Source organism: Niallia sp. XMNu-256, from assembly GCF_036670015.1.
In the GTDB taxonomy this organism is placed as follows: Bacteria; Bacillota; Bacilli; order Bacillales; family Cytobacillaceae; genus Bacillus_BD.
In genome coordinates this window covers 122894-135278 of the sequence record NZ_CP137636.1, presented here as the reverse complement: position 1 = coordinate 135278, position 12385 = coordinate 122894, and the positions used below count along the sequence as shown (strand labels likewise).

The following is a 12385-nucleotide window of genomic DNA, read 5'->3' as shown; positions in this document are numbered from 1 at the left end:
TTTTATATAGGTTGCGGAACTGAGAATTCCACAACCTTAAGCATACATTAGTATTTATACTTGATATGTCAGGTAAAATCAATTATTCACCTTTATTTTTTTTGATAATCTCTTCAGCAATTGACTTCGGAACTTCTTCGTAATGGTCAAAGTGCATAGAGAATACTCCACGACCTTGTGTGCTTGAACGAAGTGCTGTTGCATATCCGAACATTTCTGAAAGTGGTACCATTGCTCTAACTACTTGAGCGTTACCACGAGCATCCATACCTTCAACACGGCCACGACGAGCTGTAACTTGACCCATAATATCACCTAGATATTCTTCAGGGATTACAACTTCAACCTTCATAATCGGCTCAAGAATAACAGGTTGACATTTACTTGCTGCGTTTCTTAGTGCTAATGATGCAGCAACCTTAAACGCCATTTCACTTGAGTCAACATCATGGTATGAACCATCAAATAGTTTTGCTTTAATATCAACTAGCGGATATCCAGCAAGGATACCACGATCTAAAGCATCTTCTAGTCCTGCTTGTACAGCTGGGATGTATTCACGTGGTACTACCCCACCGACAATCCCGTTTTCAAATTCAAATCCTTTTCCTTCTTCGTTAGGAGAGAATTCGATCCAAACATGTCCGTATTGTCCGCGACCACCTGATTGACGGGCAAACTTTCCTTCTACTTGAGCAGAAGCACGGAATGTTTCACGATAGGAAACTTGTGGAGCTCCAACATTTGCTTCTACTTTAAATTCACGCTTCATACGGTCAACGATAACGTCTAAGTGAAGCTCGCCCATACCTGCAATGATAACCTGTCCAGTCTCTTGGTCAGTATGTGCTCTGAATGTTGGGTCTTCCTCTTGTAGCTTTTGAAGTGCCGTTGCCATTTTATCCTGGTCAGCCTTAGATTTTGGTTCAACTGACAATTGGATAACTGGTTCTGGAAATTCCATAGATTCAAGAATAACAAGGTTCTTGTCATCACATAGAGTATCACCAGTTGCTGTGTCTTTTAAACCTACAGCTGCTGCAATATCCCCAGAATATACTTGTGAGATTTCCTCACGAGAGTTTGCGTGCATTTGTAGGATACGTCCAACACGTTCACGCTTGCCTTTTGAAGAGTTTTGTACATATGATCCGGATTGAAGTGTACCAGAGTACACACGGAAGAATGTTAACTTCCCTACATACGGGTCTGTCATAACTTTAAATGCTAATGCTGCAAATGGTTCGTCATCACTTGAATGACGCTCAACTTCTTCATCAGTGTTTGGTATGATACCTTTAATTGATGCTACATCTGTTGGGGCTGGTAGATAATCTACAACAGCATCTAGCATTAATTGTACACCTTTGTTTTTGAAAGCTGAACCGCAAAGTACTGGGTAGAATTCTACACTAAGTGTAGCTTTACGAATAGCTGCTTTAAGCTCCTCTACAGTGATTTCTTCACCGCCAAGGTATTTTTCCATTAAATTTTCGTCTAATTCAGCTACTGCTTCAAGAAGCTTTTCACGATGTTCTTCAGCTAATTCACGATATTCTTCAGGAATTTCAGTTACTTCCATGTCATTTCCTAAATCATCTTTATATATATCAGCTGTCATATCAACTAAGTCGATAATACCTGTGAAAGTATCTTCTGCACCAATTGGAAGTTGAATTGGATGTGCATTTGCTTGTAAACGTTCACGTAATGTTCCTACAGAATAAAGGAAATCTGCACCAAGTTTATCCATCTTGTTGATGAATACAATACGAGGTACTCCGTAAGTTGTAGCTTGTCTCCAAACTGTTTCTGTTTGTGGTTCTACACCTGATTGAGCATCAAGAACTGTTACCGCTCCATCTAGTACACGTAATGAACGCTCAACTTCTACTGTGAAGTCTACGTGTCCTGGAGTATCAATAACGTTGATACGATGATCATGCCACTGTGCTGTTGTTGCAGCAGATGTGATCGTTATACCTCTTTCTTGTTCTTGTTCCATCCAATCCATTTGTGAAGCTCCTTCATGAGTTTCACCAATTTTATGGATTTTACCTGTATAGTAAAGAATACGCTCAGTTGTTGTAGTTTTACCGGCATCGATGTGAGCCATGATGCCGATATTACGAGTTTTTTCTAAGGAGAACTCTCTTGCCATTAGGTTTTTTCTCCTTCCTAATTTGTTGTGATTTTTAATTGAAATAAACTATATATTTTACCAACGATAGTGAGCAAAAGCTTTGTTAGCTTCAGCCATTTTGTGTGTATCTTCACGTTTTTTAACTGATGAGCCAGTGTTGTTGGCAGCATCAAGGATTTCGTTCGCTAAGCGCTCTTCCATTGTTTTCTCACCACGAAGACGAGAATAATTCACTAACCAACGAAGACCAAGTGTTGTACGACGATCTGGACGCACCTCAACTGGTACTTGGTAGTTTGCACCACCTACACGACGTGCTTTAACTTCAAGAACGGGCATGATGTTTTTTAACGCTTGATCGAATACTTCCATTGGTTCGTTGCCAGTGCGTTCACGAATGATATCGAACGCAGAATATAGGATTGTTTGAGATCTTCCTCTTTTACCATCAACCATCATCTTATTGATAAGACGAGTAACAAGTTTTGAATTGTAAATCGGATCTGGTAATACATCTCTTTTTGCTACTGGACCTTTACGAGGCATTCTATTTCCTCCTTTCAAGAATAATCGGGTTATAAAGTTCTATTATTTCTTAGCTGCTTTTGGTTTCTTAGTTCCATATTTAGAACGGCTTTGCATACGGTTATTTACACCTGCAGTATCTAAAGCACCGCGAACAATGTGATAACGTACCCCTGGTAAGTCTTTAACACGACCGCCACGGATTAAAACAACACTGTGTTCTTGAAGGTTGTGTCCGATGCCAGGAATGTATGCAGTTACCTCAATACCGTTTGATAAACGTACACGAGCATATTTACGAAGCGCTGAGTTCGGCTTCTTAGGTGTCATTGTACCAACACGAGTACAAACACCGCGTTTTTGTGGTGATGTTAAGTTTGTTTGAGTCTTCTTAAAACTATTGTACCCTTTGTTAAGTGCTGGTGACTTTGATGTTTCTGCAAGTGACTTACGTGGTTTGCGTACTAATTGGTTAATTGTAGGCATTTTATTTCCTCCCTTCACATATTTCTTATGTCCACACATCCAGGTGGTTCATTTTTTTACAAAAACAAAGTCTTTGCAGTCTTTTGTCTGCAAAAACGTTATTTGTTTACTATAGCGACTACTGCCGATGCAACATTAATCCCGCATGACTTTCCTAGTTTTACTTTAGAGTCAACATATGAGATTGGAACATTAGTCTTACTAGCAATATCTACGACTTTTGACGTTAGCCTAGGATCCGCATCCGTCGCAACAATTACTTCACTAACATTACCTGAATTGAGCGCTCTAGCAGCTTGCTTTGTTCCTACATAAATGCTTTTAGCCTGCAATACTTTTTCATAAGACATTCAATATCCTCCAAAGTATTCGGTTATTAGGAGCACCTAAAGAATATTATCACTTTCCTAAAAAGTTGTCAACGTTTTGCGGAAAAATTTTATGAAATATTTTTGATGATGCAACACTCTCTTCAAAGAGGTGTTGCATCATCAATTTAATTATTCAACCGTAACAGGATCTTCAGCTTCATCAATATTGACAACTGGTTCCGCGCGGCGGTATCGAGACATACCCGTACCAGCAGGGATCAATTTACCAATGATAACATTTTCCTTCAAACCTAGTAATTCATCACGTTTTCCTTTAATCGCAGCGTCTGTAAGAACTCTCGTCGTTTCTTGGAAGGATGCTGCGGATAGGAAGGAATCCGTTTCAAGCGATGCTTTTGTAATACCTAAGAGTACAGGTCGACCTGTGGCAGGCATTTTTCCATTTAGCAATGCTTGTTCGTTGGCATCAGTAAATTGGTGGATATCAAGCAGTGTTCCTGGCAGTACATCTGTATCTCCTGCTTCAATTACACGGATTTTACGGAGCATTTGGCGCACCATAACTTCCACGTGTTTATCTCCAATTTCAACACCTTGCATACGATAAACCTTTTGCACTTCTTTTAGCAAGTATTCTTGAACAGCCATCACGTCTTTTACCTTGATTAATTCCTTAGGATCAATAGAACCTTCTGTTAACTCTTGACCTATTTCAACGTGATCATTGACTGCAACCTTTAACCTTGCTGTGTATGGTGCATTATATGTTCGAGATTCTAACTGACCTTGAACAATGATTTCATGTTGTCTGTCACGGCCCTCATTAATCCCCACGACAACCCCGTCAATTTCAGAAATAACAGATTGTCCTTTTGGATTCCGCGCCTCAAAAATTTCTTGGATACGTGGTAAACCTTGAGTAATATCGTTACCTGCAACCCCACCAGTATGGAACGTACGCATCGTTAACTGTGTACCAGGTTCCCCAATGGATTGGGCAGCAATAATACCTACCGCTTCTCCTACTTCAACCTCTTCACCTGTTGCAAGGTTACGTCCGTAACATTTCTTACAAACACCATGACGAGTATTACACGTAAATGCAGAACGAATCCACACTTCTTCAATACCAGCATCAATAACTTCAGTAGCCAAATCTTCAGTAATCAGACTGTTTTCCGGAACGATAACATCTTTCGTTTCTGGATGTTTAATCGCCTTTCTTGTATATCGGCCAATTAAGCGCTCTTCTAGCGCTTCAATAACCTCAGTTCCGTCTTTTAACGAGCGGATCAACAAGCCTCGATCTGTTCCACAATCATCTTCACGAACAATGACGTCTTGAGCAACATCAACGAGACGTCGTGTCAGATAACCTGAATCGGCTGTTTTCAGTGCGGTATCCGCAAGACCTTTACGAGCACCATGTGTCGAGATAAAGTACTCTAATACTGTTAAACCTTCACGGAAACTTGAGATGATCGGTAACTCAATAATACGACCAGCTGGGTTAGCCATCAGACCACGCATACCTGCCAACTGTGTAAAGTTAGAAGCATTACCACGGGCACCCGAATCACTCATCATAAAGATTGGGTTTGTATTTTCTAAGGAATCCATTAGTTTTCCTTGAATATTATCCTTTGCCGAACTCCAGATGGAGATTACACGATCATACCGTTCGTCCTCAGTGATTAGACCACGTCTGAATTGCTTCATGACGTTATCGACTTTTTTCTGCGCTTCATCAATAATTTCTTGCTTTTCCGCTAAAACTACGATGTCAGAAACCCCAACTGTAATACCTGCTTTTGTTGAGTATCTGAATCCTAAGTCTTTCATGCGGTCAAGCATTTTTGATGTTTCTGTAATTTTATAGCGTTTGAACACTTCAGCAATAATGTTTCCAAGAATTTTCTTTTTAAACGGCGCAACCAATGGCATTTCCTTAATTGCAGCCCGAACATCTTGGCCTGGATCAATAAAATATCTTTCCGGTGTTTCTACTTCAAGGTTATGCTTTGTCGGTTCGTTAATATAAGGGAAAGACCTCGGTAAGATCTCATTAAAAATAAGTTTACCTACAGTTGTTGCTAGCAACTTACGATTCTGTTCTTCGGTAAAAGTTGGATTATTTAATGAACTTGCTCTTATTGCTACACGGGTATGCAAATGAACATAACCATTTTGATATGCTAGTAGAGCCTCGTTAATATCATTAAAAATCATGCCTTCTCCGATTGCATCCTCTTTTTCAAGAGTTAAATAGTAGTTACCTAGAACCATATCCTGAGATGGTGTAACAACTGGTTTCCCATCCTTTGGATTTAGGATGTTTTGTGCAGCAAGCATTAATAGGCGTGCTTCTGCCTGTGCCTCAGAAGAAAGAGGTACGTGAACAGCCATTTGGTCACCATCAAAGTCTGCATTATATGCTGTACATACTAACGGATGGAGACGGATCGCCTTTCCTTCTACAAGTGTAGGTTCAAATGCCTGTATCCCTAATCTGTGTAGTGTAGGGGCCCGGTTAAGCAATACTGGATGTTCTTTAATAACTTCTTCTAAAACATCCCAAATTTCCGGTTGAACTCTTTCTATTTTACGTTTTGCAGACTTAATGTTATGGGCTAAACCCTTTTCAACTAGTTCTTTCATGACAAAAGGCTTAAATAGTTCTAATGCCATATCCTTTGGTAGACCACATTGGTACATTTTCAGGTTAGGTCCAACTACGATAACGGAACGGCCAGAATAGTCAACACGTTTCCCCAAAAGGTTTTGACGGAAACGACCTTGTTTACCTTTTAACATATGGGATAGTGATTTCAGTGGTCTATTACCTGGTCCTGTTACAGGTCGACCGCGTCGACCATTATCGATAAGGGCATCAACAGCCTCTTGAAGCATCCTCTTTTCATTTTGAACGATGATGCTCGGTGCCCCTAGATCAAGCAATCTTTTTAAGCGGTTATTACGGTTAATGACCCGACGATATAAATCATTCAGATCTGATGTAGCAAAACGACCGCCATCTAGTTGAACCATTGGTCGAAGCTCCGGAGGAATGACTGGAAGTACGTCTAATACCATCCATGATGGTTCATTTCCAGATCCACGGAAGGCTTCAATGACTTCGAGACGTTTGATAGCCCGAGTACGACGTTGACCTTGGGCTGACTTGAGTTCTTCTTTCAACATATCTGCTTCTTTTATTAAATCAATATCCGAAAGAAGTTTTTTAATGGATTCAGCACCCATTCCAGCATGGAATTTATTCCCGTATTTATCACGATATGCACGATATTCTTTTTCAGATAATAATTGTTTCTTCTCAAGAGTCGTTTCACCTGGATCGGTAACTACATAAGAGGCAAAATAAATAATTTCCTCGAGTGCACGCGGAGACATGTCAAGAACAAGCCCCATACGACTCGGGATCCCTTTAAAGTACCAAATATGTGAAACAGGAGCTGCAAGTTCAATATGTCCCATCCGTTCACGACGTACCTTCGCACGTGTTACTTCAACACCGCAACGATCACAAACTACCCCTTTATAACGTACACGTTTGTATTTACCACAATGACATTCCCAGTCCTTTTGCGGTCCAAAAATGCGTTCACAAAATAGCCCATCTTTTTCTGGCTTTAATGTACGGTAATTAATCGTTTCCGGCTTTTTGACCTCACCAAATGACCAAGAGCGAATCTTATCAGGTGAAGCTAAGCCAATCTTCATAAACTCAAAATTATTAACATCTATCAAGGGGCCTACCTCCCTTTTCATCTTCGGGTTTTTACCCATATTGCTATAATCCTGGATAGTTACCAATTTATCATTTTAGGAAATCCCCTCTAAAATAAACATAGTTACGAATAGAGGGGATCTATATAGTTAAATAGGTTCAGCTAATCGTTTATTCGTTTGAGCCTACTTTTTCTGATTCAGCCTCAACAGGTTCAGGTGTTAATGTAAAGGATTCAGCCTGATGCATCTCATCATCATCTTCTGTATCACGCATTTCAATTTCTTTCTCGTCGCCCGAAAGAATTTTCACATCTAACCCTAAGCTTTGTAATTCTTTAATTAATACCTTGAATGATTCTGGGACACCTGGTTCTGGAACATTTTCCCCTTTTACAATTGCTTCGTACGTTTTCACACGTCCTACTACATCATCTGATTTAACAGTTAAGATTTCTTGTAAAGTATAGGCTGCACCATAAGCTTCTAATGCCCAAACCTCCATCTCTCCGAAACGCTGCCCACCAAATTGAGCTTTCCCGCCCAGTGGTTGCTGCGTAACAAGTGAGTACGGTCCAGTTGAACGCGCATGAAGTTTATCGTCAACCATGTGTGCCAGTTTAATCATATACATGATTCCGACAGAAACTCTGTTATCAAACGGCTCACCTGTTCTACCATCATACAATACAGTCTTAGCATCCTGTGCCATTCCTGCCTCTTCAATTGTATCCCATACATCTTCTTCTGTAGCCCCGTCAAATACTGGCGATGCCACATGAATTCCTAAATATCTTGCCGCCATACCAAGATGTAGTTCAAGGACCTGCCCGATATTCATACGAGAAGGTACCCCTAATGGGTTTAACATAATATCAACTGGTGTACCATCTGGTAAAAATGGCATATCTTCCTCTGGTAAAATACGAGAGATAACCCCTTTGTTACCATGTCGTCCAGCCATTTTATCCCCAGCAGAAATTTTACGTTTTTGAACAATATAAACGCGAACAAGTTGGTTTACCCCTGGTGGTAGTTCGTCGCCATCTTCACGATTAAAAACTTTAACATCGAGAACAATTCCACCGCCACCATGTGGGACACGTAATGACGTATCACGAACTTCACGGGCCTTTTCACCGAAAATGGCATGAAGCAAACGTTCTTCTGCTGTTAATTCTGTTACCCCTTTTGGAGTTACCTTTCCAACAAGAAGATCTCCGTCTTTTACTTCCGCACCTGTACGAATGATTCCTCTCTCATCAAGGTTGCGAAGAGCATCTTCCCCAACGTTAGGAATATCACGAGTAATTTCTTCAGGTCCCAGTTTTGTATCACGAGACTCTGATTCATATTCTTCGATATGGATCGAAGTATACACATCATCTTTTACAAGACGTTCGCTCATAATGATGGCATCCTCATAGTTATATCCGTCCCATGTCATGAAAGCAATCAATACGTTACGCCCTAACGCTAATTCACCTAGCTCCATGGAAGGACCATCAGCAAGGATCTCTCCTTTTGTTACATGGTTGCCTACAGAAACAATCGGTTTCTGATTAAAGCACATACCGTTATTAGAACGTTTAAACTTCTGTAATTTATACTTATCAAGGTCACCTTTCACAGTTTGACCGTCAACTTCCTGAGTCCGACGCACCCATACTTCACGTGCCTCAACATGTTCAACAGTTCCATCGTATTTACAAATAACTGCCGCACCGGAGTCTTTACCAGATACATATTCCATACCTGTACCAACTATTGGTGATTCAGGTTGCATTAGTGGAACTGCTTGACGTTGCATGTTCGCTCCCATTAGAGCACGGTTGGAGTCATCATTCTCTAAGAACGGAATACATGCAGTTGCCGCTGATACAACTTGTTTCGGCGATACATCCATGTAGTCAACTCTTTCTCGTTTTACGGCTGTGTTTTCACCGCGAAAACGTGAAAGAACTTCTTCATCAAGGAATTCACCATTTTCATCAAGACGAGCATTGGCCTGCGCCACTACATAGTTATCCTCTTCATCAGCTGTTAAATAGTCGATATGAGAAGTAACTCTGCCCGTATCCGGATCAACTTTTCGATATGGCGTTTCAATGAAACCGAATTTATTTACCTTTGCATAAGAAGACAATGAGTTAATTAATCCAATGTTCGGACCTTCCGGTGTTTCAATCGGACACATACGTCCATAGTGGGAATAGTGAACGTCACGAACTTCCATCCCAGCACGTTCACGAGTTAAACCACCCGGTCCAAGAGCAGATAAACGACGTTTATGTGTTAATTCTGCCAACGGATTCGTTTGATCCATGAACTGTGACAATTGGGAACTTCCAAAGAACTCTTTAATTGATGCAATAACCGGACGGATATTGATTAATTGTTGTGGTGTAATCGTATTTGTATCTTGAATTGACATTCTTTCTCTTACAACACGTTCCATCCTTGACAATCCAATACGAAATTGGTTTTGTAATAATTCACCAACAGAGCGTAAGCGACGATTCCCTAGATGATCGATATCATCTGTATGACCTACATCATATAATAAGTTAAAGAAATAACTGATTGATGCAATAATATCAGCAGGAGAAATATGCTTAACTGCCTCTTCAACATAAGCGTTGCTGATTACATTAATTACTTTATCATCTTCGCTTGGCGCATAGATTTTAATGGATTGAAGTAGAACTTCTTCGTCAAGTACACCGCCATATAGACTTTGATTTTTAAAGCCTACGTTTTTTTCTAAAGCAGGAATAATACGGTCAAGTGTACGTCGATCAAGGGTTGCTCCCTTTTCAACAATAATTTCTCCTGTTTCAGGATCAACTAATGTCTCAGCTAAGCGCTGCCCAAATAATCTATTTTTGATGTGCAATTTTTTGTTAATTTTGTAACGCCCAACATTTGCTAAATCATAGCGTTTTGGATCAAAAAATCTAGAAACTAATAAACTTTTTGCGTTTTCAACGGTAGGAGGTTCTCCAGGACGTAGACGCTCGTAAATTTCTAGCAGCGCCTTTTCAGAGCTTTCCGTACTATCCTTTTCTAACGTGTTTCTTAAATACTCATTATCACCGATCAGATCAAGAATTTCCTGATCAGATCCTAGACCTAAAGCACGCAAAAGGACCGTAACGGGCAGTTTCCGAGTACGATCAATCCTAACATACACAACATCTTTAGCGTCTGTCTCATACTCAAGCCAAGCACCACGGTTAGGTATGACCGTAGCCGTAAAGCCCTTTTTACCGTTCTTGTCGAGTTTGGCACTGAAGTAAACGCTTGGTGAACGCACGAGTTGTGAAACAATAACACGTTCCGCTCCATTAATAACAAATGTACCTGTCTCTGTCATTAATGGGAAATCCCCCATAAAGACATCCTGATCTTTCACTTCGCCTGTCTCTTTATTAACAAGACGTACTTTCACACGCAGCGGTGCTGAATATGTAACATCCCGCTCTTTTGATTCTGCAACAGAATATTTTGGTTCGCCAAGACTGTAATCAATAAATTCAAGTGATAGATTACCCGTAAAATCTTCAATTGGTGAAATATCTGCAAACATTTCACGCAAACCTTCATCAAGGAACCATTGATAGGATGAGGTTTGAATTTCAATAAGATTTGGTAATTCTAATACTTCACTGATCCGTGCGTAACTTCTTCGTTGGCGGTGCCGTCCATACTGAACTAGTTGACCTGTCAACTGATTCACCCCTCAAATCAAGCGTTATTTATGAAATGTATTACTATCAAATGGAAAGGCAAACATTAATTGACTTTCCATGAGTACAAAAAGAAAAAGGGTTTTCAACTCCAAAAACCACATTTCCACAATACGACTATTATTTTATCAGTTTCTCCAACAATACCAACTTTATACAAATAGGATAAAAAATAGCATATCGGAGAAAATAATCCATTAGCATTTTACAATGCTATCACAACGATTTTCTTAAGTCAATAATTTATTCTTGAAATACCCAAAAACGTATTGACAAATCTGTTTTTCCTATTTTATTGCTTTTATAATAAAGTAACCTTTCTTTTTGGAAACCACTTCTACATCTGAATATATGTTTGAGAGCTTTTCGATCGTCGAAGGAGCCCCTTGTTTTTTTTGAATGACTACCCATAATTCTCCACCTGGTAATAGACATTCATAACTTTGCTCATAGATCGTGTGTACAACCTCTTTACCAGCGCGAATTGGCGGGTTCGTTAAGATAACAGCAAAACTCTCATCCTTAACAGCACTCAGACAATCACTTTCCTTTATGGAAGTATTTTTGATCCCATTTAATTCACTGTTATCCTTGGCAAGTTGAAGGGCCCTTCTGTTCACATCAACCATATATATCTTTCGGTCGGCCCAGGACTTTGCTATGGCTAATCCGATTGGACCATAACCACAACCAACATCAAGAATGTCACCAGACAAATCTGGCATCACAAAGGTTTCAACTAGTAATCTTGATCCAAAATCGATTTCTCCTTTAGAAAACACGCCGTTATCCGTTTTGAAACGTAACTTTATGTTTCTAAGTTCGGTATTCCAAAACTTCGGTTCACTTTCAACATTTTGTGTTTGGGAATAATAATGCTCAGACATGGATTCACCTCACCGGAGATACACACATATGAAATGTGCGTTATATTTTGAGGAAATAATAGAGTAGCTATAAAAAAGCCCGCTTATACAGCGAGCTTTTTCATAGGATTATTACTTAACTTCAACGCCAGCTCCAACTTCTTCAAGTTTAGCTTTAACTTCTTCAGCTTCATCTTTAGAAACGCCTTCTTTGATTGCCTTTGGAGTGTTGTCAACAAGTTCTTTTGCTTCTTTAAGACCAAGACCAGTGATTTCACGTACCACTTTGATAACTTTGATTTTTTGGTCGCCTGCAGATGTAAGAACAACGTCGAACTCAGTTTGTTCTTCAGCAGCAGCACCAGCGCCGCCACCAACAACAGCTACAGGAGCTGCAGCAGTTACACCAAATTCTTCTTCAATTGCTTTTACTAAGTCGTTTAATTCTAAAACAGTCATATTTTTGACAGCTTCAATGATTTGTTCTTTAGTCATGACTTTATTTCCTCCTAATTTTTCACGAAATTTTATAATATG

8 protein-coding genes are annotated in these 12385 nt (G+C 39.8%); all 8 read right to left on the bottom strand.

The genetic code is table 11. The features are described 5' to 3' along the window. Positions 1-82: 82 nt before the first annotated feature. Positions 83-2161, bottom strand: a complete 2079-nt coding sequence (gene fusA, locus R4Z10_RS00640; protein WP_338471330.1) for an elongation factor G — start codon at positions 2159-2161, stop codon at positions 83-85. Between the two features lie 57 nt (positions 2162-2218). Next, positions 2219-2689 carry a 30S ribosomal protein S7 gene (gene rpsG / locus R4Z10_RS00635; RefSeq protein ID WP_338471329.1) on the bottom strand — a complete coding sequence of 157 codons (471 nt, stop codon included), beginning with the start codon at positions 2687-2689 and terminating at the stop codon, positions 2219-2221. Between the two features lie 42 nt (positions 2690-2731). Further along, positions 2732-3154, bottom strand: coding sequence for a 30S ribosomal protein S12 (gene rpsL, locus R4Z10_RS00630; RefSeq protein ID WP_338471328.1), 423 nt, complete (start codon positions 3152-3154; stop codon positions 2732-2734). A gap of 98 nt (positions 3155-3252) precedes the next feature. Then, positions 3253-3504 carry a ribosomal L7Ae/L30e/S12e/Gadd45 family protein gene (locus R4Z10_RS00625; protein WP_338471327.1) on the bottom strand — a complete coding sequence of 84 codons (252 nt, stop codon included), beginning with the start codon at positions 3502-3504 and terminating at the stop codon, positions 3253-3255. A gap of 150 nt (positions 3505-3654) precedes the next feature. Then, entirely contained in the window at positions 3655-7254 is a 3600-nt protein-coding gene (gene rpoC, locus R4Z10_RS00620; RefSeq protein WP_338471326.1) for a DNA-directed RNA polymerase subunit beta', read from the bottom strand. Positions 7255-7405: 151 nt separating this feature from the next. Then, positions 7406-10963: a DNA-directed RNA polymerase subunit beta gene (rpoB, locus tag R4Z10_RS00615; RefSeq protein WP_338471325.1), complete on the bottom strand. Its 3558-nt coding sequence runs from the start codon at positions 10961-10963 to the stop codon at positions 7406-7408. 306 nt (positions 10964-11269) lie between these two features. Continuing rightward, a complete protein-coding gene (locus R4Z10_RS00610; RefSeq protein WP_338471324.1) occupies positions 11270-11869 on the bottom strand; it encodes a class I SAM-dependent methyltransferase in 600 nt (199 codons plus the stop codon). A 111-nt stretch (positions 11870-11980) separates the two neighbouring features. Continuing rightward, complete coding sequence (gene rplL / locus R4Z10_RS00605; RefSeq protein ID WP_338471323.1) at positions 11981-12343, bottom strand: 50S ribosomal protein L7/L12; 363 nt, start codon at positions 12341-12343, stop codon at positions 11981-11983. Positions 12344-12385 lie beyond the last annotated feature (42 nt).